Origin of the sequence: Pseudomonas sp. GM33 (assembly GCF_000282295.1) — a bacterium.
GTDB classification, from domain to species: domain Bacteria; phylum Pseudomonadota; class Gammaproteobacteria; order Pseudomonadales; family Pseudomonadaceae; genus Aquipseudomonas; species Aquipseudomonas laurylsulfatiphila.
In genome coordinates, this window is record NZ_AKJO01000066.1 from 1 (window position 1) to 23,786 (window position 23,786).

27 protein-coding genes are annotated in these 23,786 nt (G+C 60.2%); 15 read left to right on the forward strand and 12 right to left on the reverse strand.

The window, feature by feature from the left end; all coding sequences use genetic code 11:
- Positions 1 to 87 precede the first annotated feature (87 nt).
- On the reverse strand, positions 88 to 681 hold the full coding sequence (locus PMI26_RS21615; protein WP_007972403.1) for a nitroreductase family protein: 594 nt from the start codon (positions 679 to 681) through the stop codon (positions 88 to 90).
- A gap of 164 nt (positions 682 to 845) precedes the next feature.
- Between PMI26_RS21615 and PMI26_RS21610 the strand changes: the two genes are divergently transcribed.
- Both PMI26_RS21610 and PMI26_RS21605 read left to right on the forward strand, forming a co-directional pair.
- On the forward strand, positions 846 to 1,295 hold the full coding sequence (locus tag PMI26_RS21610; protein WP_007972404.1) for a YcgN family cysteine cluster protein: 450 nt from the start codon (positions 846 to 848) through the stop codon (positions 1,293 to 1,295).
- Positions 1,296 to 1,330: 35 nt separating this feature from the next.
- On the forward strand, positions 1,331 to 2,560 hold the full coding sequence (locus PMI26_RS21605) for a hypothetical protein (RefSeq protein ID WP_007972406.1): 1,230 nt from the start codon (positions 1,331 to 1,333) through the stop codon (positions 2,558 to 2,560).
- A gap of 128 nt (positions 2,561 to 2,688) precedes the next feature.
- Here the strand turns inward: PMI26_RS21605 and PMI26_RS21600 are convergent, their stop codons facing one another.
- From PMI26_RS21600 to PMI26_RS21585, 4 genes are all read right to left on the reverse strand, one after another.
- Positions 2,689 to 3,066, reverse strand: a complete 378-nt coding sequence (locus PMI26_RS21600; RefSeq protein WP_007972408.1) for a YgaP family membrane protein — start codon at positions 3,064 to 3,066, stop codon at positions 2,689 to 2,691.
- A gap of 80 nt (positions 3,067 to 3,146) precedes the next feature.
- Complete coding sequence (locus tag PMI26_RS21595; RefSeq protein ID WP_007993783.1) at positions 3,147 to 3,617, reverse strand: RNA methyltransferase; 471 nt, start codon at positions 3,615 to 3,617, stop codon at positions 3,147 to 3,149.
- Positions 3,618 to 3,809: 192 nt separating this feature from the next.
- Positions 3,810 to 4,181 (reverse strand): YajD family HNH nuclease, encoded by a 372-nt coding sequence (locus tag PMI26_RS21590; RefSeq protein WP_007898702.1) that lies wholly within the window; start codon positions 4,179 to 4,181, stop codon positions 3,810 to 3,812.
- Between the two features lie 50 nt (positions 4,182 to 4,231).
- Entirely contained in the window at positions 4,232 to 4,918 is a 687-nt protein-coding gene (locus PMI26_RS21585; RefSeq protein WP_007972413.1) for a spermidine synthase, read from the reverse strand.
- 95 nt (positions 4,919 to 5,013) lie between these two features.
- Here PMI26_RS21585 and PMI26_RS21580 point away from each other — a divergent pair, with 95 nt between their 5' ends.
- Positions 5,014 to 5,304: a hypothetical protein gene (locus PMI26_RS21580; protein ID WP_007972415.1), complete on the forward strand. Its 291-nt coding sequence runs from the start codon at positions 5,014 to 5,016 to the stop codon at positions 5,302 to 5,304.
- On the opposite strand, the gene PMI26_RS21575 is transcribed toward PMI26_RS21580, so the two are convergent.
- A complete protein-coding gene (locus tag PMI26_RS21575; protein WP_007972417.1) occupies positions 5,301 to 5,774 on the reverse strand; it encodes a cyclic nucleotide-binding domain-containing protein in 474 nt (157 codons plus the stop codon). The two genes, PMI26_RS21580 and PMI26_RS21575, sit on opposite strands and share 4 nt — an antisense overlap.
- Positions 5,775 to 5,988: 214 nt before the next feature.
- A complete protein-coding gene (locus tag PMI26_RS21570) occupies positions 5,989 to 8,043 on the reverse strand; it encodes a S9 family peptidase (protein WP_007972418.1) in 2,055 nt (684 codons plus the stop codon).
- Between the two features lie 214 nt (positions 8,044 to 8,257).
- Between PMI26_RS21570 and PMI26_RS21565 the strand changes: the two genes are divergently transcribed.
- From PMI26_RS21565 to PMI26_RS21555, 3 genes are read left to right on the forward strand one after another with little or no spacing between them, the layout of a single operon-like run.
- Positions 8,258 to 8,755: a hypothetical protein gene (locus PMI26_RS21565; protein ID WP_007972419.1), complete on the forward strand. Its 498-nt coding sequence runs from the start codon at positions 8,258 to 8,260 to the stop codon at positions 8,753 to 8,755.
- A gap of 32 nt (positions 8,756 to 8,787) precedes the next feature.
- Positions 8,788 to 9,564 carry a class II glutamine amidotransferase gene (locus PMI26_RS21560; protein ID WP_007972420.1) on the forward strand — a complete coding sequence of 259 codons (777 nt, stop codon included), beginning with the start codon at positions 8,788 to 8,790 and terminating at the stop codon, positions 9,562 to 9,564.
- Between the two features lie 11 nt (positions 9,565 to 9,575).
- Positions 9,576 to 10,118: a DUF2937 family protein gene (locus PMI26_RS21555; RefSeq protein ID WP_007972421.1), complete on the forward strand. Its 543-nt coding sequence runs from the start codon at positions 9,576 to 9,578 to the stop codon at positions 10,116 to 10,118.
- A gap of 155 nt (positions 10,119 to 10,273) precedes the next feature.
- On the opposite strand, the gene PMI26_RS21550 is transcribed toward PMI26_RS21555, so the two are convergent.
- The gene (locus PMI26_RS21550) at positions 10,274 to 11,188 is read right to left on the reverse strand and encodes a LysR family transcriptional regulator (RefSeq protein WP_007972422.1); all 915 of its coding nucleotides are present in this window, start codon (positions 11,186 to 11,188) and stop codon (positions 10,274 to 10,276) included.
- A gap of 146 nt (positions 11,189 to 11,334) precedes the next feature.
- Between PMI26_RS21550 and PMI26_RS21545 the strand changes: the two genes are divergently transcribed.
- The 4 genes from PMI26_RS21545 to PMI26_RS21530 all read left to right on the forward strand — a co-directional run bounded on the left by PMI26_RS21545 (position 11,335) and on the right by PMI26_RS21530 (position 15,070).
- Positions 11,335 to 12,621: an MFS transporter gene (locus tag PMI26_RS21545; RefSeq protein WP_007972423.1), complete on the forward strand. Its 1,287-nt coding sequence runs from the start codon at positions 11,335 to 11,337 to the stop codon at positions 12,619 to 12,621.
- Positions 12,622 to 12,693: 72 nt separating this feature from the next.
- A complete protein-coding gene (locus PMI26_RS21540) occupies positions 12,694 to 13,446 on the forward strand; it encodes a 5-oxoprolinase subunit PxpA (protein WP_007972424.1) in 753 nt (250 codons plus the stop codon).
- The gene (locus PMI26_RS21535) at positions 13,443 to 14,147 is read left to right on the forward strand and encodes a 5-oxoprolinase subunit B family protein (RefSeq protein ID WP_007972425.1); all 705 of its coding nucleotides are present in this window, start codon (positions 13,443 to 13,445) and stop codon (positions 14,145 to 14,147) included. The genes PMI26_RS21540 and PMI26_RS21535 overlap by 4 nt, the downstream gene beginning before the upstream one ends.
- Complete coding sequence (locus PMI26_RS21530; protein WP_007972427.1) at positions 14,144 to 15,070, forward strand: biotin-dependent carboxyltransferase family protein; 927 nt, start codon at positions 14,144 to 14,146, stop codon at positions 15,068 to 15,070. Before PMI26_RS21535 ends, PMI26_RS21530 begins: the two co-directional genes overlap by 4 nt.
- Before the next feature lie 117 nt (positions 15,071 to 15,187).
- On the opposite strand, the gene PMI26_RS21525 is transcribed toward PMI26_RS21530, so the two are convergent.
- Positions 15,188 to 16,366 (reverse strand): vWA domain-containing protein, encoded by a 1,179-nt coding sequence (locus PMI26_RS21525; protein WP_007972429.1) that lies wholly within the window; start codon positions 16,364 to 16,366, stop codon positions 15,188 to 15,190.
- Between the two features lie 12 nt (positions 16,367 to 16,378).
- A complete protein-coding gene (locus PMI26_RS21520; RefSeq protein WP_007972431.1) occupies positions 16,379 to 17,224 on the reverse strand; it encodes an AAA family ATPase in 846 nt (281 codons plus the stop codon).
- A gap of 207 nt (positions 17,225 to 17,431) precedes the next feature.
- Here PMI26_RS21520 and PMI26_RS21515 point away from each other — a divergent pair, with 207 nt between their 5' ends.
- Both PMI26_RS21515 and PMI26_RS21510 read left to right on the forward strand, forming a co-directional pair.
- Entirely contained in the window at positions 17,432 to 17,662 is a 231-nt protein-coding gene (locus PMI26_RS21515) for a DUF4160 domain-containing protein (RefSeq protein ID WP_033047627.1), read from the forward strand.
- Positions 17,650 to 18,150, forward strand: a complete 501-nt coding sequence (locus PMI26_RS21510; protein WP_007972435.1) for a DUF2442 domain-containing protein — start codon at positions 17,650 to 17,652, stop codon at positions 18,148 to 18,150. The genes PMI26_RS21515 and PMI26_RS21510 overlap by 13 nt, the downstream gene beginning before the upstream one ends.
- Here the strand turns inward: PMI26_RS21510 and PMI26_RS21505 are convergent.
- Positions 18,147 to 19,220 carry a DUF748 domain-containing protein gene (locus tag PMI26_RS21505; protein WP_007972438.1) on the reverse strand — a complete coding sequence of 358 codons (1,074 nt, stop codon included), beginning with the start codon at positions 19,218 to 19,220 and terminating at the stop codon, positions 18,147 to 18,149. The two genes, PMI26_RS21510 and PMI26_RS21505, sit on opposite strands and share 4 nt — an antisense overlap.
- Before the next feature lie 130 nt (positions 19,221 to 19,350).
- Between PMI26_RS21505 and cysK the strand changes: the two genes are divergently transcribed.
- From cysK to PMI26_RS21490, 3 genes are all read left to right on the forward strand, one after another.
- On the forward strand, positions 19,351 to 20,325 hold the full coding sequence (gene cysK / locus PMI26_RS21500; protein ID WP_007972439.1) for a cysteine synthase A: 975 nt from the start codon (positions 19,351 to 19,353) through the stop codon (positions 20,323 to 20,325).
- A gap of 220 nt (positions 20,326 to 20,545) precedes the next feature.
- Complete coding sequence (locus PMI26_RS21495) at positions 20,546 to 21,484, forward strand: aspartyl/asparaginyl beta-hydroxylase domain-containing protein (RefSeq protein ID WP_007972441.1); 939 nt, start codon at positions 20,546 to 20,548, stop codon at positions 21,482 to 21,484.
- Between the two features lie 374 nt (positions 21,485 to 21,858).
- The gene (locus tag PMI26_RS21490) at positions 21,859 to 22,722 is read left to right on the forward strand and encodes a DMT family transporter (protein ID WP_007972443.1); all 864 of its coding nucleotides are present in this window, start codon (positions 21,859 to 21,861) and stop codon (positions 22,720 to 22,722) included.
- Between the two features lie 70 nt (positions 22,723 to 22,792).
- Here PMI26_RS21490 and PMI26_RS21485 read toward each other — a convergent pair whose 3' ends face one another.
- Entirely contained in the window at positions 22,793 to 23,734 is a 942-nt protein-coding gene (locus tag PMI26_RS21485) for a LysR family transcriptional regulator (protein WP_007972445.1), read from the reverse strand.
- Positions 23,735 to 23,786: the final 52 nt, after the last annotated feature.

The window sequence follows — 23,786 nt, forward strand, 5'->3', positions numbered from 1 at the left end:
GAATGCGGTGTGTCAGTCGACAATTACAGTGACTGACACACCGCATTCGCGAGCAAGCCCGCTCCCACATTGGTTTTTCGGTGTGGCTTAGAGAGTGAAGTCGCCTTCAGCTGCCAGCTCGCTCAACGGACGGCGCGGGCTTGGTACTTCACGGGCCTGCAGGTATTCCGCCAGGCTGGCCTTGTCCCCCAGCTTGCCCACCGCGACGGCGGCGTGCAGGGCGTAGCCTTCGGGAATGTTCAGCTCCTTGCGGGTCAGTTCCTGGTCGAAGCCCGCCATGCCGTGGGTGTGCCAGCCGCTCAGGCTCGCTTGCAGGGCCAGGTGGCCCCAGGCGGAACCGGTGTCGAAGGTGTGCCACAGGGCCGGGGTCTCTTCGGTGGCGCCTGGTGCGGTGAAGGTGGTTTTCGAAATCACGATCACCAGGGCCGAAGCATGTTGCGCCCAGCTGCGGTTGAATTCGTTCAGCAGTCCCAGGTAGCGCTCCCAGTTCGGCGTGTCGCGACGTGCGTAAAGGAAGCGCCAGGGTTGCGAGTTGTAGGCCGAGGGTGCCCAGCGCGCGGCTTCGAAGAAGCTCAGCAGGGTTTCCTCGGCAATGGCTTCGCCCGTGAAGGCGCGGGGCGACCAGCGATCGGTGAACTGAGGGTCAATGGTGTAATCGGCAACGCGTGGGTTGGCACTCATCAAGAGATTCCTTGCTACGTTTGAAAGTGGGAGCGACGAAAAACCCTACTTGGCAGCGCAGAAACTGACAAGCCCGTTCTACCGACAGTCGCCAATGCTTGGCCCATGGGGCTTCGGGCACTAGACTGGCGGCCTTTTCACCACCTGATGTCGATGCTCGAACCATGGCCGCCAAAGTAGAACCGTTCTGGATACGCAAGACCCTCGATCAACTCGATCAGGAGGAATGGGAGTCGCTGTGCGACGGCTGTGGATTGTGCTGTCTGCAAAAGCTTGAAGACGAAGACGACAACAGCGTCTATTACACGCGCATCGCCTGCAAACTGCTGGACCTGAAAACTTGCCAGTGCACGGATTATCCTAACCGTCGTGCCACTGTGCCGGACTGTATCCAGCTCACGCCGGGCAAGGCCGACGAATTCAAATGGCTGCCGCCGACGTGCGGCTATCGCCTGGTCAGCGAAGGCAAGGACCTGCCGTTGTGGCATCACCTGGTGTGCGGTGATCGCGATGCCGTGCATCACGAGCGGATTTCTCAGTCCGGGCGCATGCTCGCCGAAGGCAGCGTGCCGGAAGACGACTGGGAAGATCACCTGATTTTCCGCGCCGGCTGACTGCCAGAGGCTCAACCTTTCACGAAGGAGTGTGTATGGCTGTGGGATGGCGGCAGGCGTGGGGCGTTGGATTACTGGTCGTGAGTGCGCCTGTATGGGCAGCGAACAAAGTCGATCTGGATTATCACGTGCGCCTGTTGCCGCAGAGCGATCAGGCTGAAGTGCGCCTGACGCTCGCCCAAGGCTCGGCGGTACGCAGCCTGGATTTCGACCTTGGCGATGGCAGCCACTACAGCGATTTCAAGGCCGACGGCCAATGGCAACTGACCCCTGGCAAAGCGACGCGGGGTGTCTGGCGTCCAGCGGCCGACAAGGCCAGCCTGACCTACCGGGTGAATATCAACCACGAGCGCAAGAACGGCAGCTTTGACACGCGCATGACGCCAAACTGGGCATTGATGCGCGGCGACGATCTGGTGCCGGCTGCCAGGCTCGATCAACAGGATGACGTCGAGCTGGTTTCACGCCTTCAATTCGAGCTGCCCGGTGGCTGGAAAAGCGTTGAAACCGCGTGGCCACGGATTGGCCAGAACAGGTTCCGTATCGATAACCCCTCCAGACTGTTCGACCGGCCCACAGGCTGGATGCTCGCCGGCCAGCTTGGCAGCCGCCGTACCCGTCTGGGCGAGACTGAAGTCACCGTCGCCTCGCCGCTGGGGCAGGGTATGCGGCGTATGGATATGCTGACGCTGCTGACCTTCGTCTGGCCGCAAGTGCAGGCGCTGTACCCGCGACACCCGGGCAAACTGCTGATCGTCGGGGCCAATGATCCGATGTGGCGTGGCAGCCGGTCGGCGCACGAGTCGATCTACCTCAACAGTCACCTGCCATTGGTCAGTGAAAGCGGCACCAGCGCTCTGGTCCGCGAGTTGGCCCAGGTGTTCGGACGGATCAATGGTACAAAGCGCAGTGACTGGATCGGCGAAGGCTTTGCCGAGTATTACGCCATCGAGCTGGTGCGCCGGGCCGGCGGCATGAGCGATGAACGCTACGAGAGCCTGCACGGTAAACTGGTCAGGACCAGCCAGAAAGTCACCACGCTGCGCAGTGATCGGGTTAACCCGGTGCAGGTGGCCAGGGCGGTGGTGTTGCTGCAGGAGCTGGACCAGGAGATTCGCCTGAAAACCCACAACAAGCGTTCGCTGGATGATGTGTTGCGCGGGGCGATGCGGCTGGGGGATATCGATACCCAGGCGTTTGTTCAGCTCAGCGAGAGCGTGATCGGTGGGTCTTCAAAAGTGCTCAGTACCGAGTTGATTCAGTGAGTCCGTCATCGCGAGCAAGCTCGCTCCCACAATGATTGGGGGTGAACACAAATGTTGTGCACGCCACATAATCCTGTGGGAGCGAGCTTGCTCGCGATAGGGCCAACAGCCCCGCCGAACGATCCGGATCAAACCCCGGCTTTCGGCGACTTCAAGGAATCATTGCCGGTCACGGTGGCAGTTTTGGTCGCCGCCTCGGCATTGGCCTTCAACTGGCTCAGCTCCTCACCGGCCCGCTGGATTTTCGCCCGCACGTTGTCCATGTCTTGACGGCTTTTTTCCAGCAGGCTTTTCGCCGAACTGTGGCCGGTAATGCCGCGCGCCAGGGCGACGCCGCCGATGGCCACCTGGATCAGGCCGAAGATCCCGCCACGACGCAGGCCCTTGCCCACCATCACCACGCCGCCTGCCAGGGAGCCGATGCGTTCCCAGCCTTGCACGTTCTGCTCGGAAGGGCTCTGGAAGGGGGTGGATTCGATACGCTCGACGCGTTTGAGTTCGCTCATGGTCTGTCTCCAGGCTTCAGTGATCGATAGTCAAGCTGACCGCCGGGGCGGGCAGCTCGTTCAATCGGATGTGCGGCGATTCAGCGGAATTTTGGTCCGGAGCGGGTATTGAGCCCCTTGGACATGCGGTCGTAGAGCACGACGTTGACCGTGGCGGCCAGGTTCATGCAACCGGTGGTCGGAATGTAGACCACGTCTTCGCACCAGTCGCGAATCTCCTTATCCAGCGAGCCGTCTTCCGGGCCGAAGATGTAGAGCGCGCGATCCGGGTGGGTGTATTCCGGTAGAGGGCGGGCACCCTCAACCAGTTCCACGGCGACGGGTACACAATTGAGCGGCAGGATTTTCTTCAGGTCATCGATGCCGATCAGCGGGATGTCGTAGTGCACGCGCTTGGTATCGGTGACGAAGTCGGCGGCGCGCTCATAGCGCTTGCCGGTGTAGAACACCGACGCCACGCCATAACAGCCAGCGGCGCGCATCACCGAACCGACGTTCTCCGGTGACTTGGGGTTATACAAACCAATGCAGCTGTACCGTTTGTCTGCCACGAGCGGGGTGCCTTTCGGGAAAAAAGCGCGATTATACGGGGATTGGGCGGCAGTGGTCAGTTCGGAGATTGGCGGTGTAGCTGAGGCCGCCTTCGCGAGCAAGCCCACTCCCACATTTGATCTGCGTCGTACACAAAACCAATGTGGGAGCGGGCTTACCCGCGAAGAGGCCAGTTCAGGCACTGAAGATTTTCAATCTTCTTTTTTCATCAACCCAGCCAACGCCGCAAACGGGTTATGCGTGGCCTTGGCGATTTTCGGCGTGCTCAGCGAGCCTTCGTCGAAATACTGCTGGTCGGTATAACGCGAGTGTTCGTTATCGTGGCAATACAGGCACAACAGCTCCCAGTTCGAGCCGTCCTGCGGGTTGTTGTCGTGGTTGTGGTCACGGTGGTGCACGGTCAGTTCGCTCAGGCGCTTGCCGGAGAACTCACGGGCGCAGCGGCCACAGACGTGCGGGTACATCTTCAGGGCCTTGTCGCGGTAGCCCATTTCCTTGTCGCGCTGGTTGTCGGCGAGGATGCGATCCAGCTTCGAAGTGTTGGTCGGGGTGGACGAACTCATGGGTTCACCTTTGTAGAAAGACTGATGACGGTTATAGGGTGAAGTTTAGCCTAGCCCTTGAGCTTCTCGGCAATCCAGATGGTGTGGCGGGTGCCCTTGTTGCCGTGGGCGAAGACCTGTACTTCCTCGGCCTTGAAGCCGGCTTTCTTCAGTTTGTCGGAAAATTGCCGATCGGCGCTGGCCGACCAGACCGCCAGCACACCTTTGGGGCGCATGGCCCTGGCGCAGGCGTTCAGGCCGGCGGCGGAGTACAGCCAGCTGTTGGCCTTCTGGGTCAGGCCTTCGGGGCCGTTGTCGACATCGAGCATGATGGCATCGAAGCCCTGGGGTTCGGCTTGCAGGACCTTGGCCACGTCTTCCATGCGAATCACCGTGCGCGGGTCGAGCAGCGGGTTGCCGGCCTTTTCGCCCAGCGGCCCACGGTTCCACTCAACCACACCGGGGACCAGCTCGGCGACCACCACTTCGGCGGTCTTGCCCAGATGCTTGAGCGCTGAGGCGAGGGTGAATCCCATGCCCAGGCCACCGATCAGCACCCGTGAATTCGGTCGACCAGCGACTTTGCGGCAGGGGATCTCGGCCAGGGCATCTTCGGAGCCGTGCATGCGCGTGTTCATCAATTGTCCGCCGTCGCCACCCTGGATCTTGATGACGAAATCCTCGCCATATTCGAACAGGCACAGGGCACCGCCGTTTTCAGGAATGGGGGTCGTGTCCAGCAGAACGAAACGTTTCATGGGGCTCACTTGAAGAAAATTGGCAGAACTCGAGAGGGCAAACAGACGCAGTTGGGAGTAGCCTGTTCATGACGACAAGGCCAACGGAGCCATTGATGAAGCGCACCATTCTAACGGTCATTGCCCTGGCCGCGCTCTCGATAACTGCAGCGCAGGCCCAACAGTTGCAACCTATTCCCGTCAGCCCCGCGCCGATACCCGGTTCGCCCGGCACCGCCACACCCACGCCTTATCCGCAAATCAGCCCGGCGCCGTTGCCGAAAGTCGGCCCCGGCAGTAGCGGGCCGCCGTTGGTGCCGATTGAAATGCCCAGCCCGCCAACCAAGGATCAGCCTGTGCCGGGAATCGAACCGAACCCGCCGAAAGTCAAATCACCGGGTGGCTAGACCTGCTGCGACAGCAATTGACCGTCGGCCATGCGCAGGCGTTTGGACAGGGAGACGGCGAGGGCACGGATGATCTTGGCGGCGATTTTCGGTGCATCGTTGAGCATCTTTTCCAGCGAGTCCTTGCCCAGGTTGAGCAACTGGCAGTTGCTGGCGGCCACGCAACTGGCCGAGCGCCGTTCGCCGTCGAGCACGGCCATTTCCCCGAACGAGCGGCCGCTGCGCAACGTGGCGATGGTGACTCGTTGCCCGTCAGCGGTGGTTTTCTGCACCGCCACCTGACCGGTATGGATGATACACATGAAGCTGCCGGCATCGCCCTCCTGGAAGATCTCCTCGCCCTGGGCAATGGTGCTGATACTGAAGTAGCCTGAGGCCGCGACGAAGTCCGCCGGCAACAGTTGATTGAACAGGCCGCAATCCATCAGCCAGTCGCGAATTTCGTTGTTCAGAAAGGTTGATTCAGACATGTCGTCACGGTCTTTGTTGTGAATGTTGCTGACTCGAATTTGAATTCACCGCAAATCCCCTGTGGGAGCGAGCTTGCTCGCGATTGCGGCTTCACAGGCAACGCTAATGTTGATTGTGCTGACGCCATCGCGAGCAAGCTCGCTCCCACAAGGGGTACGGGTTGTATCGGCTGTCGGTGTGCGCAATTAAGACTGGCACACCGCGCCAGGTTCCTCAGGCAATGGCCAACACCTTGAACAAAAATGCATATTCGAGCGCTACGTCACGCAATCCCTGATATCGACCGCTCATCCCGCCATGCCCGGCACCCAGTTCAGTCTTGAGCAGTAGCGGATTGCTGTCGGTCTTGGTCGCGCGCAGTTTCGCCACCCACTTGGCCGCTTCCCAGTACTGTACGCGGCTGTCGTTGTAACCGGCGATCACCAGGGTCGCCGGATATGCTTGCGCAGTGACGTTTTCGTACGGTGCGTAGGCCTTGATCCGATCATAAACGTCCGGCTCTTCAGGGTTACCCCACTCGTCGTATTCCGTCACGGTCAATGGCAGGTCAGGGTCGAGCATGGTGTTGAGGACGTCGACGAACGGCACTTCGGCGATGGCGGCGCCAAACAGCTGCGGCCGTTGATTGAGCACTGCGCCGATCAGCAAGCCGCCAGCGCTGCCGCCGCTGATCGCCAACTGCGGTGCAGTGGTGAAGCCTTGGGCGATCAGGTGTTCGGCGCAGGCGATAAAGTCGCTGAAGGTGTTGTGCTTGTGCTCCTGCTTGCCGCCGCGATACCAGGCTTCCCCCAGTTCGCCGCCGCCTCGTACGTGGGCAATGGCAAACGCCATGCCGCGATCCAGCAGGCTCAGGCGCGCATGGGAAAACCATGGGTCGAGGCTTTCGCCATAGGCGCCATAACCGTAGAGGTACAGCGGCACCGGTTTGCCGAGGTCTGTGCGTTTGATCACCAGGCTGATGGGCACTTGCGTGCCGTCCGGCGCCGTGGCCCACAGGCGCTGGCTGATGTAGGCGTCGGCGTCGAACGGGCCGAGCACCGGGGTTTGCTTGAGGACTTTCTGTTCGCCGGTCGCCAGTTCGAGCTGGCGGATTTGCGCCGGACGGTTCAACGCTTCGTAGCGCAGGCGAATCCGCTCGCTTTCGAACTCCAGACTGTTTTGCACGTGCAGGCTGTAGGCCGCATCCGGCAGTTGCACGCGATAAGGCGCCAAGCCTTGCGGGTGAACTTCAATGACCGGCAAACCGCCGAGCCGCAGGCTGAGGGTCATGGCCCCGGTGTTCAGGCTGATGCCGTCGATCATCACCGTGTCGCTATGGGGGATCAGGTTCTGCCAGTCGGCTTCGGTGGGCGCGGCGCCGGTATCGACGGCCGTGTACAAGGCGAAATTGATGCCGTCGCGGTTGGTGCGGATGAACCAGGTCCATTGTCCGTCGAGTGCGCCGTGATCCACGTCGTACTCATGATCCTCAACCCGTGGCGCCAGGCAGGTAAACGCATGCTGAGGCCGGGAGGCATCGAGGACCCAGACTTCGCTGGTGGTCTTGCTGCCCACAGACAGCAGCAGTTGCTGCTCGGAGCTTGAACGGTAGCAATGCATGAAGAAGCGACCGTCTGGCTCATGGAACACTTCTTCGGCCGCCGTACCGTCCAGTCGATAGCGATACAGCTTGTGTGGGCGATGGGTGTCGTCCAGTTCGCCAAAGAACAGCGTCAGGCTGTCGTTGGCCCAGGTCATGCTGCCGTCACAGTCCTGGAACTCCAGCTCGCTGACGCGGCCGTCGGACAATTCCTTCACGAACAGCGTGTAAATCTCGTCGCCACTGGAGTCGATGCTGTAGGCCAGGCGCTGATGATCCGGGCTGATGCTGAACGCACCCAGGGAAAAGAAGCCGCCGTTGGCCAGTTCGTTGGGGTCCAGCAACAGTTGTTCGCGGCTTTCGTCGAGGGTCAGGCTGTCATCGGCCGGACGGGGGCAGCGGTAATGCCGGGCATACTCATCGCCTGCGGTGGTGCGGGTGTAGTACAGATACGGTCCCCAGGGCGAGGGCAGGGACAGGTCGGTCTCGAGAATTCGCCCCTTGATCTCTTCGAACAGGGTCTCGCGCAGCCCGGCCTGGTCGGCGGTTTGCGCCTCCTGATAGCTGTTTTCGGCTTTCAGATAGTCGAGCACTGCAGCGGTGTCGCGCTCTTGCAGCCAGGCATACGGATCGGCGCCATCAGCCTTGTGGGCAATCGGAGCGTCGCAAGTGTTGGCGGATAGGGGCATGAAGGGTTCTCGAACAGTGTACGAAATAGGGGCTTGGCAACCTGTGGGAGCGGGCTTGCTCGCGAAGGCAGTTTGTCATTCAACATTGATAGCAACTGACCCACCGCCTTCGCGAGCAAGCCCGCTCCCACATGGACTGCACTAACTGTCAGGCATTGATGCAGCCTGACGGGCGAAAAGCCGTTATCATAAGCGCCTCTTTGCCTGCCTTGCCATGGACACCATGACCGAGAACGACTATCTGATCGCTTGGGGCCTCTACGCCTTTGCCGCTTTGGGCTGCCTGTTGGTGTGGATGCGCTTGACCCGCTGGATGTGGCGTTGGCTGCGTGAGCCATTGCGGCTGGCGATGGTCGTGCTGCTGTTCAGCCCGACCATCATCGACCCGGTCAAGGATAAAGTCGCACCGGCCGTCGCCATTACCGCGCTCGACCTGCTGTTCAAGGTCGGCAACAACGCCTGGCGGGCGATTTCCGATCTGTTCATGTACGGCATGATCGCATTCGGCCTCTATTTGGTGCTGGTGGCGATCCGTTTCCCCATCGAGCGCGCCGCCAACGCCCGCAAGGAGCGTGAGGCTGCCACCAAAGCCGCCGTCCGTGCCGAAGAGCCTGAGGATGATCAACCGTTTGGCGGTGCCGGCGATGATCGTTACGGTCGTCCTCCCGTGCCGAGCAATCCTCAGCGGATGCGAGTCGAACCCCGTCTGTAACCTTGCCCCTGCGATTGAGCGAGAGTCCGAACATGTGTGAGTTATTGGGCATGAGCGCCAATGTCCCGACCGATATCGTGTTCAGCTTTACCGGGCTGATGCAGCGCGGCGGCCGCACCGGCCCGCATCGCGATGGCTGGGGCATTGCCTTCTATGAAGGCCGTGGGCTGCGGCTGTTCCAGGACCCGGCGGCCAGCTGCGAGTCTGAAGTCGCCAACCTGGTGCAGCGTTATCCGATCAAGAGTGAAGTGGTGATCGGGCACATCCGCCAGGCCAACGTCGGCAAAGTCTGCCTGTCCAACACCCATCCGTTCGTCCGCGAGCTGTGGGGGCGCAACTGGTGTTTCGCCCATAACGGCCAATTGGCGGATTTTCAGCCAACGGCCAGTTTCTACCGCCCCGTGGGCGATACCGACAGCGAAGCGGCATTCTGCGATTTGCTCAACCGTGTGCGTGCGGCCTTCCCCGAGCCGGTCGAGGTCGAAGCGTTGCTGCCGGATCTGGTGGCTGCTTGCGCCGAGTACCGCAGCAAAGGTGTGTTCAACTGCCTGCTCAGTGATGGCGACTGGCTGTTCTGCTATTGCTCGACCAAGCTGGCGCAGATCACCCGTCGTGCACCCTTTGGCCCGGCGCGCCTGAAAGATGTCGACGTGATCGTCGACTTTCAGGCCGAAACCACACCCAACGATGTGGTCACCGTCATCGCCACCGAACCTTTGACCGAAAACGAAACCTGGACCCGCTACGAACCGGGTCAATGGAGCCTGTGGCGACGCGGCGAATGCGTCAGCCAGGGCACGACCGAATAAGGACTCCTTGCATGTTGCTCAGTTATTTACGGCTGGTGTTGTTTGCGGCGGGCTTGTTGATCGGTGTCCAGGTGCCGGGGTTCATCAACGATTACGCCAAGCGGGTCGAAGCCCATCTGATCGAGGCGCAAGCCGGGTTGAGCGGCTTCCAGAACACCGCCAACCAGTTCTTCAAGGGCGACATGCAGGCGCTGGTCGCGCATTACCGCGCCAGCGAGGACCCGATCTTTCGCAGCGACGCCGACAGCCTGAGCAACCTGCTGACCCGTCAACTGGCGCTGGATAAACAGTTCCAGGCGATGCAGGGGCCGTGGTACATCCGCTTCCTGCAAGTGGTGCTGGCCGCCGATCCGGACATCCGCAAGGAAACCTGGAACGGCTACAGCTACCAGATCCTGTTGACGCCCGAAGCGATGATCTGGGGCATGAGCGGCGCCTTGCTGTTGTCGTTCGGGATCGAGTGCCTGTTCCGGCTGATCGACTGGGTGGTGCTGGGCGGCAAACGCCTACGCCAGAGCCGGCCGATCGAAGAGCGGGATTTGCGCGGGTTGTAACAGCGTGCGGTTCCTGTGGCGAGGGGGCTTGCCCCCGCTCGGCTGCGCAGCAGTCGTAGAATTGGTAGCCGCGGTTTACCTGAATGATTTGGTTGATGGGTATTGGGGCTGCTTCGCAACCCAACGGGGGCAAGCCCCCTCGCCACAGGATGCCATCAACTGGAGAGGACGATGTAGCGCTCTCCCACCTTCTGCGCATACCCCTCCAGCACCTGCTGACACAACGCCACAATCTCCTCGACCCACTCCACACCCACCCGCCACGACACCACCACCTGCAAGTCGGGTGGTCGCTGATCGATGTCCAGCAAGGTCAACTCCCCCCGCGCCAGTTCCTCGGCTACCAGCACTGGCGGCAACGCGCCAATGCCAAATCCGTCGCGCAGCAGCCGGGTAATCGCCGACACCGAGTTCACGCAGTTCAGTCGCGGCGCCATCACGCCATTGGCCTGCATCAGGGCCAGCACTTCCTGGTGCGGATGGGAGTTTTTCGAATAGGTGATGATCCGCTCGCCCGCCAGGTCAGCGATGCCCGAGTAATCGCGGTTGTAAATCGAATTGCTGGCGACGATCCAGCCCATGGGGTGGCTGGCCAGTTCCAGGCTGCGCACGCTTTCCTGGCGCAGCAGGTCGGTTTGCAGGATCACGTCGAGAAAGCCTTTTTGCAGCTGATCGCAGAGGTTGAGCGAGGTATCGGCCACCAGCTCGATTTCCACCAGCGGGTAGTGATCGGTCATCTGCGCCACCAACGGGCTGAGCCAGGTATGGATCACCGTGTCCATCACGCCGATGCGTACCCGTCCGGCCTTGCTTGAGCGGGTCTCGATCGACTGCTTGAGTGCCTGCATGGTGTCCAGCATCTGCTCGGCGTAATCGAGCACTTTGAGGCCTTCGGGCGTCAGGCTTACGCCGCGCGAATCACGCAGAAACAGCTTCACCCCGAGCTCGCCTTCAAGCACCGCAATCCGGCTGGAAATCGAAGCCTGAGTGGTGAAGAGCTTGTCGGCGGTCAGGCGGAAACTCTTGAGTCGGGCAACCCAGACAAAGGTCTCGAGAAACTTCAGGTTCATGGGATAAAGATTTCTTATGTCTAAGGCGGGTTTTTATTAGTTGGACGCCGCAGGGGCGCGCGTCCAAAAATCGGCGCATCCGGTTCCCACGATAGGCGTCGTCGGGGCTCAGAACAATACCAATAAAATAAGCGCGGAGATTTGCCATGAGTGCGCCCGACACCCCCGTCATCGCGAAAGCCACGGCTCGCCCGGGACCTTTCGACTGGTATCGCAACATCAATCAGCAGGAACGCCGCACCTTCTGGAGCTGCAAGATCGGCTATGGCCTGGACGGCATGGACACCCAGATGCTCAGCTTCGTGGTGCCGACCCTGATTGCCATGTGGGGCATCACCACCGGCCAGGCCGGGCTGATTCACACCAGCACCCTGATCGCTTCGGCCATCGGTGGCTGGGTCGCAGGGATTCTCTCCGACCGCATCGGGCGTGTGCGCACCCTGCAACTGACCGTGTTGTGGTTTGCCTTCTTCACCTTCCTCTGCGGTTTCGCCCAGAGCTACGAGCAACTGCTGATTGCACGGACCCTGATGGGCTTCGGTTTCGGCGGCGAGTGGACGGCCGGCGCCGTGCTGATCGGCGAAGTGATCCGCGCCAAGGACCGCGGCAAGGCTGTGGGCATGGTGCAATCCGGCTGGGCGCTGGGTTGGGGGCTGACGGCGATCCTGTATGCGCTGTTGTTCTCGGTATTGCCACCGGAAGATGCCTGGCGTGCGCTGTTCATCCTTGGCATCGTGCCGGCGATTTTTGTGATTTTTGTCCGCCGTCTGGTCAAGGACCCGGAAATCTATCGCCAAGCCAAAGCCCGGCAGGAGCCAAGCAACCCGTCGAAGTTCTACGAGATCTTCGCCCCCGGCATGCTGTTCACCACGATTCGCGCTTCGTTGCTGACCACCGGCGCATTGGGCGGCTACTACGCCATCACGTCCTGGCTACCGACGTTCCTGAAAAACGAACGCGGTTTGAGTGTACTCAATACCAGTGGTTATCTGGCGATGGTGATCGTCGGTTCCTACGTGGGGTATGTCATCAGCGCCTATTTGACCGACATCCTCGGACGCAAGAAGAACTTCATCCTGTTCGCCGTCGGTTCGTTCACCATTGTCTTGCTGTACACGCAAATGCCGGTCAGCAACGGCGTGATGCTGTGGCTGGGCTTTCCGCTGGGCTTCTTCGCCTCAGGGATTTTCAGTGGCATGGGCGCATTCCTGACCGAATTGTTCCCCACGCGCATTCGCGGTTCGGGCCAGGGGTTTTGCTACAACATCGGCCGCGCGCTGGCGGCGTTGTTCCCGCTGCTGATCGGCCTGCTCAGCCAGACCGTACCGCTGAGCGTGGGCATCGGTGCCTTCGCGGCGGTTTCCTACGGTGTGGTGATTCTCGCGGCCCTGAGCCTGCCGGAAACCCGTGGCAAGCAACTCGACGCCCAGTAACTGATAACCTGCGGGACTGTCTTATAGGTATGTCCCGCAGCTGAAAAGAATAAAACTACAGGAGTGTTCAGTGTGAGCCGCCTGCTATTGAACTGCGACATCGGCGAGAGTTTCGGCAGCTGGACCATGGGTCTGGACGCCGAAATCATGCCCTTCATCGATTGCGCCAACATCGCCTGCGGTTTTCACGCCGGCGACCCGAGCATCATGCGCAAGACCGTCAGCCTGGCCCTCAGCCACGGTGTGCAAATCGGCGCGCATCCGGCCTATCAGGATCTGGTGGGCTTCGGCCGCCGCTCCATGGCCTATACCACCCAGGAGCTGCAAGACATCCTGCATTACCAGATCGGCGCCCTCGACGGCATCTGCCGGGCCCAGGGCGGCCGGGTCAGCTACGTCAAACCCCATGGTGCGATGTACAACGACATGATGGCCAACCCGGCGCAGCTGCGCGCCGTTTTGCAAGCGGTGGCGTCCTACGACCGCACGCTGCCATTGATGCTGATGGCGACCCGCGACAACAGCGCTGCCCAACAAATGGGTGATGAATACGGCGTGACGCTGTGGTTCGAGGCTTTTGCCGATCGTGCTTACGACAGCGCCGGCAGGCTGGTCTCGCGACAACTGCCGGGCGCGGTGCATCACGACCCGGAAACAATCATCGAACAGGCGCTGACCATTGCTCGTGGCGATCAGCTCACCGCCAGCGACGGCAGCGCCCTGCATTTGCAGGCCAACACCCTCTGCGTGCACGGCGACAACGCCAGTTCGGTCGCTGCCGTGCAACGCATCCGTGAAGCCTTGAACCGGCAGAGTGCGTCATGAAGCTGCGGGTGGAAGTGGTGGCGCTGGATTGCCTGATGGTGCGCCTGTTCGATGAAATTGCCGAAAGCAACATGCCGTGGATGCTCGCGGCCAATGAAAGTCTGCGCATGGCATTTGCCGGGCACCTGATCGATCTGGTGCCGTCCTACACCACATTGATGGTGCATTACGACCTGACGGCATTGAGCCCGAGCCAGGCACGGGAACTGATCGCCCAGGCACTGATCGATCTGTCGCCCAATGCGCGTACTCGCGGTACCTGTCATGTGTTGCCGGTGTGGTACGACTTGAGTGTCGGCCCGGAATTGACGCTGTTGTCGCAGCGCAGCGGATTGGCGGTGGAGGAGGTGATCCGTCGCCACAGTGGGCGTGAATACCAGGTGTTCGCCCTGGGTTTTGCACCGGGTTTCGCCTTCATGGGGCTGGTGGAAGAAGTGCTCGCTGCGCCGCGTCTGAACACGCCACGCAAGAAAGTCGCGGCCGGCAGTGTCGGCATCGCCGAGCGGCAAACGGCGGCTTACCCGGTGGTGTCGCCGGGCGGCTGGAACCTGATCGGCCGCACGCCGGCCAGATTGTTCGACCGCAATCGTGACGGCTACAGCCTGATGCAGCCCGGTGACACCGTACGCTTCGAAGCGGTCGGCCATGCCGAGTTCATTAACCTGGGGGGTGACGATACGCCTCTGGAGGCCCAGGCATGAGCCGTCTGATGATTGAAGCGAGTACGCCGCTGTGCCTGCTGCAGGATGCCGGTCGATTCGGCGTGCGGCATCTGGGCGTGACGCAGGGCGGAGCGGCCGATTGGCGTTCGATGTCCTGGGCCAACTGGCTATTGGGCAACGGACTGGCTGCACCGGTGATCGAAATCACCCTCGGCGGATTCACCGTCGTTGCTGAGCAAGACTGCGTGCTGGCCTTGGCCGGAGCGGATCTTGGCGCGCGGGTGGACGGCGAGGTTTTGACCCCGTGGCGCAGTTTCAGGTTGCACAAAGGCCAGCGTTTGCAATTCACTCAGCCGCTGCTCGGAGCCCGGGCTTATCTGGCGGCGCCGGGCGGGTTTGATGCGCCGAAAGTGCTGGGCAGTAGCGCGACGGTGGTCCGGGAGGAACTCGGCGGGCTGGACGGCATGGGCCGAGCGCTGGATAAAGGGGCGAGCTTGAGCTATTCGGGCAACCCGGTGATGTTGCTGCGCGAATTGAGCGCAGACCAACGACCGGACCTGAACCTTGATGCGCCGTTGGACCTGGTCCTCGGAGCACAGATCGGCGAGTTCAGTGGGCAGAGCCTGTTCGACGCATTCAACAGCGCATGGCACCTCGACAGCCGTGCCGACCGGATGGGTATTCGCCTGCTCGGTACGGCATTGCAGTACCAGGGCAAACCGATGATTTCCGAGGGTATTCCGTTGGGTGCCGTGCAGGTGCCGCCCGACGGGCAGCCGATTGTGTTGCTCAATGATCGGCAGACCATTGGTGGATATCCGCGTCTTGGGGCGTTGACGCCGTTGGCGCTGGCGCGGCTGGCGCAGTGCCTGCCGGGGGCGCAGGTGCGGTTGAGGCCGGTGGTGCAGGAAGTGGCGCATCGTGAGCATGTCGAGTATTTGCAGCGCTTCACACGCCGCTAAAAGCTTCGTCGGATCGCCGCCCGGAGCAAGCCCGCTCCCACATTTGATCTGTGTCGTGCACAAAACCAATGTGGGAGCGGGCTTGCTCGCGAAGAGGCCTTCACAGGCGACGGATTTCTACTTGGAAAGAAACCGCATCCCTTCCTCCAGCCCACGAAGGGTCAACGGATACATCTGGTCATCGATCAAGTCCCGCACAATATTGGTCGACGAGGTATAGCTCCAGGTGTCCTTCGGATACGGGTTGATCCAGATGAGTTTCTTGTACTTTTCCTTGAACCGCTGCATCCACACGTAACCGGCTTCTTCGTTCCAGTGCTCGACACTGCCGCCCGGCTGGGTGATTTCATAGGGCGCCATGGCGGCGTCGCCGATGAAGATCACTTTGTAGTCGGCGCCGTACTTGTGCAGCAGGTCCATGGTCGAAGTGCGCTCGGAGGTGCGGCGCATGTTGTTCTTCCACACCGATTCATAAATGAAGTTGTGGAAGTAGAAGTACTCAAGGTGCTTGAACTCGGTCTTGCAGGCCGAGAACAATTCCTCGCAAATCTTCACATGGGCGTCCATCGAGCCGCCGATGTCGAACAGCAGCAACAGCTTGACGGTGTTGCGCCGCTCCGGCCGCATCTGGATGTTCAGCAGGCCGGCATCCTTGGCTGTGTGGTCGATGGTGCCATCGATGTCCAGCTCTTCCGCCGCGCCCTGACGGGCGAACTTGCGCAGGCGGCGCAGGGCGACCTTGATGTTGCGCGTGCCCAATTCCACCGAATCGTCGAGGTTTTTGTATTCGCGCTGGTCCCAGACCTTGGCCGCCTTGCCCTGGCGCTTGCCGGCATCGCCGACCCGAATGCCTTCCGGGTTGAAACCGCCGGAACCGAACGGGCTGGTGCCGCCGGTACCGATCCATTTATTACCGCCGGCATGGCGTTCCTTCTGTTCCTCGAGGCGTTTCTTGAACTCTTCGATCAGTTTGTCCAGGCCGCCGAGGGACTGGATCGCCGCCCGTTCTTCGTCGGTCAGCGAGCGTTCGAATTCCTTGCGCAGCCAGTCTTCGGGGATCAGCGCCTGAAGATGGTCGTCGAGCTTTTCCAGGCCATTGAAGTAGGCACCGAACGCCCGGTCGAACTTGTCGAAATGCTTTTCGTCCTTCACCAGGATCGCCCGGGACAGGTAGTAGAACTCGTCCATGTCGGCGAAGGTCACGCGCTGTTTCAGCGCGTTGATCAGGTCCAGCAGCTCGCGTACCGAAACCGGCACCTTGGCTGCGCGCATTTCATTGAACAGGTTGAGCAGCATGGCATCAGCCTCTTAGCGGGTGCCGCGACGGCTCATGAACGCCAGACGCTCAAGCAATTGCACGTCCTGTTCGTTCTTCACCAGGGCGCCGGCCAGCGGCGGGATGGCCTTGGTCGGATCGCGCTCGCGCAGCACCGCTTCGCCGATGTTGTCGGCCATCAGCAGCTTCAGCCAGTCCACCAGCTCGGAGGTCGATGGCTTCTTCTTCAGGCCCGGCACCTTGCGCACGTCGAAGAACACGTCCAGCGCTTCGCTGACCAGGTCTTTCTTGATGTCCGGGTAGTGCACGTCAACGATCTTTTGCAGGGTGGTGCGGTCGGGGAACGCGATGTAGTGGAAGAAGCAGCGGCGCAGGAAGGCGTCCGGCAGTTCCTTTTCGTTGTTGGAGGTAATGATGATGATCGGACGCTTTTTCGCCTTGATGGTCTCGTCGATCTCGTAAACGTAGAACTCCATCTTGTCGAGTTCTTGCAGCAGGTCGTTGGGGAATTCGATGTCGGCCTTGTCGATTTCGTCGATCAGCAGGATGACCCGCTCGTCGGATTCGAAGGCTTCCCAGAGCTTGCCCTTTTTCAGGTAGTTACGAACGTCGTGGACTTTTTCGTTGCCCAGTTGCGAGTCGCGCAGGCGGCTGACCGCATCGTACTCGTACAGGCCCTGGTGAGCCTTGGTGGTGGACTTGATGTGCCAGGTGATCAGCTTGGCGCCAAAGGATTCGGCCAGTTGCTCGGCGAGCATGGTCTTGCCGGTGCCCGGTTCGCCCTTGACCAGCAACGGCCGCTCCAGGGTGATGGCGGCGTTGACCGCCAGCTTCAGGTCATCGGTGGCGACGTAGGCCTGGGTGCCTTCGAACTTCATCTGCTAATCCTCGAACGGTAACGCCGACCTGAACGAGGCAGGGCGGGGGGGCGCAATAAAAGGGTCAGCCCCGACTATAACGCGCCGCCCGGCCGACTGTGAACGCAGACGGCTTATTCAGTCTCTGAATGGAGCGTCACATCTTGACTCAGTCTCGGCGGCTGGCCAGTATTGAGATATCGCCATTTTGGCGATAGCTTGCCGGGCATGTCTACTAAATACCGATTTCGAGATACGTATCGCATTCAGTTGCGCGAAAAGGATCATCCACCACCCCACGTTCATCTGACGGGTGGCGGGCTGGACGTCATGCTGAGCCTGGAAACTGTCGAAGTGATGGTGGGCAAAGCGCCGCCGCTGATCATCAAGGAAGCGCTGGAGTGGGTCAGGGCCCATCAGGTGCAATTGCTGGAGGATTGGAAACGATGTTACCCATGAAACGACCAAGGTTATCAGCAGTGCAAGCATTGCCGGATTACCGATTGGCGCTGACGTTTATCGATGGCCAGCAACTGCTGCTCGATTTGAGCCGCGACCTGCAGGTCTATCCGGGCCTGCAACCTTTGCAGGGAGAGGCTTTTGATCATGCAGCGTTGGGTGACGATGGCTGGAGTGTCGAATGGCCTGAGCTGGATATCCAGATCGGTGCAGACACTCTCTACCTGGATGCCCTGGCGCAGAATGCAGCCGACGAAAACACCCGAATCTTTATCGATTGGCGTGCTCGCACCGGGTTATCGCTCAATCAGGCGGCTCAAGCGTTGGGGGTCAGTAGCCGCAGTATCAGCCGATACAGCAGTGGTCGCGAAGCGGTGCCCCGATCTTTGGCCCTGGCTTGCCTGGGTTGGGATTTCCTTCAACGGCAATCGAATTCGCCCCGCGCGGCAGAAGACACTGGCCGGTACAGCGTCACGCGCAAAAATTAACCTGCATCCGGCTTGGGCCGTTCATACCGCGCATTGAATGCCTGGATGAAACCGTTGCGTAAAATCTGTAAAAAAGCCTGGAATGCGCTGACATCCTGCTGATGCACATTGCCCTTGAGTTCGACCCGTGTCGCAAACTGGTTTTTGCCCTGGTTTTTCAGGACCGTCTCGGTTCCACCGACGAGGGCTTCCCATATCGAGCGGAACAGCCCTTTGTCCTTGTTTTCCACGTCCTGCTGCCAGTTGAACACGTCAACATCGCGCATCAGCGGCTTGATATAGCCGCTCAGTCGGCCCTTGTTGGCCTGGGCTTCGATCACCACGTCGCCATGGCCGGCATTGAAGTCGAACTTGCCGTAGGCCGCGGCGAAGTCGTTCAGGCGCTTGAGTTCGATATCCGTGGTGCGCAAGCGAAACTCGAAGTCTTCGAAATCGCTCAAGGGATCGAAAGTGGCCGAGGTTTCCAGTGGTGCATGCCCCAGCAGCAAGGCTTTACCTTCAAAACGTGCGTCGCGTTTGCCTTTGGTGTCGACCACGTTGGTCAGGTTGAAAATACGGGCATCCACCTTTGTGGCATTCATGTTCACCGGTGGTTTGGAGTTGAAGTTGCGAAAACTGATCTTGCCGTCGTTGATCCGCACTTCGTTCAGGGTAATGGGCAGCAGCTTGCCTAATTGGGCACGCCAGTCGGTGCCCTGGCCGGTCTGGGAGTTTCGCTTGTTGGCCCCGTCGACGAAGTTGACCTCGGGCGTGATGAACTGCACTTCGGCCACCACTGCGTGGTCGTGCCACAGTGAGTGCCAACTCACCGAGAGGTCGATCAATGGCGCGTTGACGAAAGGCACCGGAACCTTGCCATCGACCTTGACGATTTTCAGTCCGTTGATCTTGTAGGCCCCGCGCCACAGGGCCAGGTCCACGTCGGTGATCTGGCCCCGATAGTCGCCCATGTCCGCCAGCCTCTCATTCAGGTAATCGCGCACCAGATAGGGCAAGGCGATGTGCAGCGTTATCAGCAGTACAACGAGGCCGATGAGGGTCCACAGGGGCCAGCTATATCGACGTTTCATGGTGGCAAATCTCTGGCGATCTATAGCCATTGACTGCACTGACAGGCGGACGTTCGACCCGACTGGACGCCTGCGGGCAAGAGGGCTTACCTTGATGCCCTATTTCAATGCTGTCGTTAAGGACCCAGCCATGAGCCGCATTTTTGCTGACAACGCCCACTCCATCGGCAACACGCCGCTGGTGCAGATCAATCGCATTGCGCCGCGTGGTGTGACCATTCTGGCCAAGATCGAAGGGCGCAACCCCGGTTACTCGGTCAAGTGCCGGATCGGCGCGAACATGATCTGGGATGCCGAGAGCAGCGGCAAACTCAAGCCAGGCATGACCATCGTCGAACCCACCTCCGGCAATACCGGCATCGGCCTGGCGTTCGTGGCCGCCGCCCGTGGCTACAAACTGATGCTGACCATGCCGGCGTCCATGAGCATCGAACGTCGCAAGGTACTCAAGGCACTGGGCGCAGAGCTGGTGTTGACCGAACCGGCCAAAGGCATGAAGGGCGCTATCGAAAAAGCCGGTGAAATTGTTGCCAGCGACCCGTCGAACTTCTTCATGCCGGCGCAATTCGACAACCCGGCCAACCCGGCCATTCACGAAAAAACCACCGGCCCGGAAATCTGGAACGATACCGACGGCGCCGTCGACGTGCTGGTGGCGGGCGTCGGAACCGGTGGAACCATCACCGGGGTTTCACGGTATATCAAGAATACCCAGGGCAAACCTATTCTCTCGGTGGCGGTGGAGCCGGCGGTGTCGCCGGTGATAACCCAGGCCCTGGCCGGTGAAGAAATCAAACCGAGCCCGCACAAGATCCAGGGCATTGGTGCCGGTTTTGTGCCGAAGAACCTCGATTTGTCGATCGTCGACCGGGTAGAACTGGTCAGTGACGAAGAGTCCAAGGCCATGGCCCTGCGCTTGATGCAGGAAGAAGGAATTCTGTGCGGGATCTCATGCGGCGCGGCCATGGCAGTGGCCGTCAGATTGGCGGAAACCCCGGAAATGCAGGGCAAGACCATCGTCGTGATCCTGCCGGATTCCGGTGAACGTTATCTGTCGAGCATGTTGTTCAGTGATCTGTTTACCGAACAGGAGAATCAGCAGTAAGCACCAAACAATGGCGGATCGTGGCTGGCGGCGGTTGATGAGGGATTCACATCAGCCGCCGTTCAGGTGCCACATGTTAAGAAATGCTTTGTTGCACATTCGTTAACATTGAATGTTGAAAAGTGCAGGTTTTTTACCGGATCGGCAGTGTTTATCATGCCGCAAGCCTCGTCGGGCAATGGACCTGGTGCAAAGTCGCTTATCTTCAAAGGAGTTGTTGATGACCTTTTCGTTTGCCGCGAAAGCCTCGTTGTTGTTGCTGTTTCTCGGCAGCACCCTGTATGTGCACTTACGCGGTAAGGCGCGTCTGCCGGTTTTGCGCCAATTCGTTAACCATTCGGCACTGTTCGCACCCTATAACGCCTTGATGTACCTGTTTTCCGGTGTGCCTTCCAAACCGTATCTGGATCGCAGCAAGTTTCCCGAACTGGATGTGCTCAAGGACAACTGGGAAGTGATCCGCGACGAAGCGATGCACTTGTTCGACGAGGGGTACATTCGTGCGGCGGAAAAGAACAACGACGCCGGTTTTGGCTCGTTCTTCAAGAAGGGCTGGAAGCGTTTCTATCTCAAGTGGTATGACAAACCGCTGCCTTCTGCCGAAGTCCTGTGCCCGAGAACCGTGGAATTGGTCAGCAGCATTCCCAACGTCAAAGGCGCGATGTTTGCGCTGCTGCCGGGCGGCAGCCACCTCAACCCGCATCGCGACCCGTTTGGCGGCTCCCTGCGTTATCACCTGGGGCTGTCCACCCCCAATTCCGATGATTGCCGCATCTTTGTCGACGGTCAGGTTTACGCCTGGCGCGATGGTGAAGACGTGATGTTCGACGAGACCTACGTGCACTGGGTCAAGAATGAAACGCAAAAGACCCGGGTGATCCTGTTCTGCGATATCGAACGTCCGTTGAGCAATCGCTTCATGACCCGCATCAATCGCAGTATCAGCGCCTGGCTGGGGCGCGCCACCGCGCCTCAGAACCTGGATGACGAACGTGTGGGCGGGATCAACAAGGCCTACGCCTGGAGCAAGAACTCCAGCGATAGATTCAGTGGTGTGGTCAAGCAATGGAAGCGGCGCAATCCCAAGGCTTACCGTGTACTGCGCCCGGTGCTGGCAGTGGCGGTGCTGACGTTGTTGGGGTATTGGTTGTTTGGTTGAGGCCGGATACGGCCTTTTGACCAACACGTTGCAATCCATGTCGAACGCTGGTTATAGTCGGCGCACGGTGAGTTTCGGACTCACTTTCTTATCCCTCGAGCAAAGATCAGCCCAATGCCTGCATCCCTCCTCAACGCGGTAGTCGATTCAGCGGTCAACGCTGGCGTCGTGCCGTGCGGGAATCAGCAGCCCGGGCAGATCAGTCATTACCCCCCACCTGTCAGTAGCACGCCGGTGTGCGCAGTCGTATCACCGCCAGGCGTCGGCATTTCGGGCTGATCAGCTGTCTTCTGCTGTTCCCCCGCCCGCCTGAAAAAACTACTGGATTTCAGCTTTTGCTGAGTTGGCTTTTTGCCTGACTACAGGTGGTATTCATGTTTGTCCTTTCGAAAAAATCCGCGCTCGCGGCGGCGTCCACGAGCCTGTTCGTGCTGCTGTGGAGCAGCGGGGCGATCTTCTCCAAATGGGGGCTGGCCCACGCGTCACCCTTCGCCTTCCTGATGTTTCGTTTCGTCATCGCCCTATGCGGGCTGGTGTTGCTGGTGCCGTTGTTCAAGCTGAAGTTGCCCAAGGGCGGCAAGCCGATGCTGTATGCGATGGCCACCGGCGTGGTGTTGTTGGGGGGCTATCAGATTTTCTATCTGCTGGCCCTGGACCTGAAAGTCACACCCGGGGTGATGGCGACCATCATGGGCGTGCAGCCGATCCTTACGGTGGTGATCATGGAGCGTCAACGATCAGCCAGCCGGATGTTCGGTCTGGCGCTTGGGCTGGCCGGTCTGATCATGGTGGTTTACCAGGGCATCGGTCTGGCCGGGATGTCGCTGGCCGGGATGCTCTTCGGTCTGCTGGCGCTGGTGAGCATGACGTTCGGTTCGATCATGCAGAAACGCATCACTGAAAATCCTCTCGGCACGCTGCCGGTGCAGTACCTCGCCGGGCTGCTGTTGTGCGGGATTTTCGTACCTTTCCAGCCGTTTCACTTCGAACACAGCAGCGGTTTCATCCTGCCGGTGCTATGGATGGGGCTGGTGGTGTCGGTGCTGGCGACGCTGTTACTGTACCGCTTGATCGCCCGGGGCAACCTGGTGAACGTCACCAGTCTGTTTTACCTGGTGCCGGCGGTGACGGCGGTGATGGACTATCTGGTCTTCGGCAACCGCCTGGCGCTGTTGAGCCTGTTCGGCATGCTGTTGATCATCGTCGGGCTGGTGTTTGTGTTCCGTAAAACAGCGTAGGCCGGGCAAGAAAACCAAAAGATCGCAGCCGTACCTGTAGGCGCTGCCGCAGGCTGCGATCTTTTGCCTGTCATTTGCTCAGCGCATGCTCGGCCCGCACCGAATTCATAAACGCCTGCATCGCCGACGATTGAATGCGATGACGCCGGGTGATCAACCCGTACGGTGGCAGCCGCGCCTCGAACTTGATCGGCAACACCGCCAGCAGATCCCGACCGGGATAGTCCTCGACCACCGACACCGGCGTGACGCCGAGCATGTCGGTCTGCTGAATCAACGACAGCAAAGTCATGATCGACGTGGTTTCGACGATGCTGCTCGGGATGTCGACCCGCGCGTTGTGGAAGACCTGATTGATGATCGCGCGCATCGGGCTGGGCTGCTGTTGCAGTACCCAGGTCATGTTCTGCAATTCGGCCCAGCTCAACTGCGTGGCTTTGGCCAGTGGATTCTGTGCGCCGGAAATCACGCACAGCGCTTCCTCGCCAAGGCTGTCGAACAGCAACTCCTCTGCCCGGGCACCGGCGGGAATCCGCCCCAACACGATATCCAGCTGATCTTGCAACAGCGCCTGCACCAGCACGTCGCTGGTGTCGACCTGGATGCTCATCGACAAGCGTGGATGGCTTTGTTTCAAGGTGGCGATGGTGCGCGTCAGCAGCCCTGAAGCCAGTGCCGGAATGGCCCCGACCGCGACCCGGCCAAGGTTGCCGGACTCGAGGGCGACCAACTCTTCACGCATGCCGCTGAGTTCGGCGAACACCATGCGTGCGTAATAAATGACCGTTTCCCCGAACGGGGTAGAGCGCATGCCCCGGGGCAGGCGTTCGAACAGCTCGACGCCCAACAGGTCCTCGGCTTCATGCAGCATTTTGGTCGCGGCCGGTTGGGTCATGCCGATGTGGTCGGCGGCGCGACGCAACGAGCCGAATTCCTGCAACGCCAGCATCAGCCGCAGTTGGCGCAGACGCAGTCGGCTGTGGATTACGTTGGCAGCAGGAATTCGGGTCATGGGCCGTGCTCGCAAAAAAGTCCTGCGGCAAGCCTGACAACAAATGCCAGGC

Excerpts from the sequence above, each read along its gene's own strand:
- PMI26_RS21615 (WP_007972403.1), bottom strand. The coding sequence starts at position 681 with ATGAGTGCCAACCCACGCGTTGCCGATTACACCATTGACCCTCAGTTC.
- PMI26_RS21610 (WP_007972404.1), top strand. The coding sequence starts at position 846 with ATGGCCGCCAAAGTAGAACCGTTCTGGATACGCAAGACCCTCGATCAA.
- PMI26_RS21605 (WP_007972406.1), top strand. The coding sequence starts at position 1,331 with ATGGCTGTGGGATGGCGGCAGGCGTGGGGCGTTGGATTACTGGTCGTG.
- PMI26_RS21600 (WP_007972408.1), bottom strand. The coding sequence starts at position 3,066 with ATGAGCGAACTCAAACGCGTCGAGCGTATCGAATCCACCCCCTTCCAG.
- PMI26_RS21590 (WP_007898702.1), bottom strand. The coding sequence starts at position 4,181 with ATGAGTTCGTCCACCCCGACCAACACTTCGAAGCTGGATCGCATCCTC.
- PMI26_RS21585 (WP_007972413.1), bottom strand. The coding sequence starts at position 4,918 with ATGAAACGTTTCGTTCTGCTGGACACGACCCCCATTCCTGAAAACGGC.
- PMI26_RS21580 (WP_007972415.1), top strand. The coding sequence starts at position 5,014 with ATGAAGCGCACCATTCTAACGGTCATTGCCCTGGCCGCGCTCTCGATA.
- PMI26_RS21575 (WP_007972417.1), bottom strand. The coding sequence starts at position 5,774 with ATGTCTGAATCAACCTTTCTGAACAACGAAATTCGCGACTGGCTGATG.
- PMI26_RS21570 (WP_007972418.1), bottom strand. The coding sequence starts at position 8,043 with ATGCCCCTATCCGCCAACACTTGCGACGCTCCGATTGCCCACAAGGCT.
- PMI26_RS21565 (WP_007972419.1), top strand. The coding sequence starts at position 8,258 with ATGGACACCATGACCGAGAACGACTATCTGATCGCTTGGGGCCTCTAC.
- PMI26_RS21560 (WP_007972420.1), top strand. The coding sequence starts at position 8,788 with ATGTGTGAGTTATTGGGCATGAGCGCCAATGTCCCGACCGATATCGTG.
- PMI26_RS21555 (WP_007972421.1), top strand. The coding sequence starts at position 9,576 with ATGTTGCTCAGTTATTTACGGCTGGTGTTGTTTGCGGCGGGCTTGTTG.
- PMI26_RS21550 (WP_007972422.1), bottom strand. The coding sequence starts at position 11,188 with ATGAACCTGAAGTTTCTCGAGACCTTTGTCTGGGTTGCCCGACTCAAG.
- PMI26_RS21545 (WP_007972423.1), top strand. The coding sequence starts at position 11,335 with ATGAGTGCGCCCGACACCCCCGTCATCGCGAAAGCCACGGCTCGCCCG.
- PMI26_RS21535 (WP_007972425.1), top strand. The coding sequence starts at position 13,443 with ATGAAGCTGCGGGTGGAAGTGGTGGCGCTGGATTGCCTGATGGTGCGC.
- PMI26_RS21530 (WP_007972427.1), top strand. The coding sequence starts at position 14,144 with ATGAGCCGTCTGATGATTGAAGCGAGTACGCCGCTGTGCCTGCTGCAG.
- PMI26_RS21525 (WP_007972429.1), bottom strand. The coding sequence starts at position 16,366 with ATGCTGCTCAACCTGTTCAATGAAATGCGCGCAGCCAAGGTGCCGGTT.
- PMI26_RS21520 (WP_007972431.1), bottom strand. The coding sequence starts at position 17,224 with ATGAAGTTCGAAGGCACCCAGGCCTACGTCGCCACCGATGACCTGAAG.
- PMI26_RS21515 (WP_033047627.1), top strand. The coding sequence starts at position 17,432 with ATGTCTACTAAATACCGATTTCGAGATACGTATCGCATTCAGTTGCGC.
- PMI26_RS21510 (WP_007972435.1), top strand. The coding sequence starts at position 17,650 with ATGTTACCCATGAAACGACCAAGGTTATCAGCAGTGCAAGCATTGCCG.
- PMI26_RS21505 (WP_007972438.1), bottom strand. The coding sequence starts at position 19,220 with ATGAAACGTCGATATAGCTGGCCCCTGTGGACCCTCATCGGCCTCGTT.
- cysK (WP_007972439.1), top strand. The coding sequence starts at position 19,351 with ATGAGCCGCATTTTTGCTGACAACGCCCACTCCATCGGCAACACGCCG.
- PMI26_RS21495 (WP_007972441.1), top strand. The coding sequence starts at position 20,546 with ATGACCTTTTCGTTTGCCGCGAAAGCCTCGTTGTTGTTGCTGTTTCTC.
- PMI26_RS21490 (WP_007972443.1), top strand. The coding sequence starts at position 21,859 with ATGTTTGTCCTTTCGAAAAAATCCGCGCTCGCGGCGGCGTCCACGAGC.
- PMI26_RS21485 (WP_007972445.1), bottom strand. The coding sequence starts at position 23,734 with ATGACCCGAATTCCTGCTGCCAACGTAATCCACAGCCGACTGCGTCTG.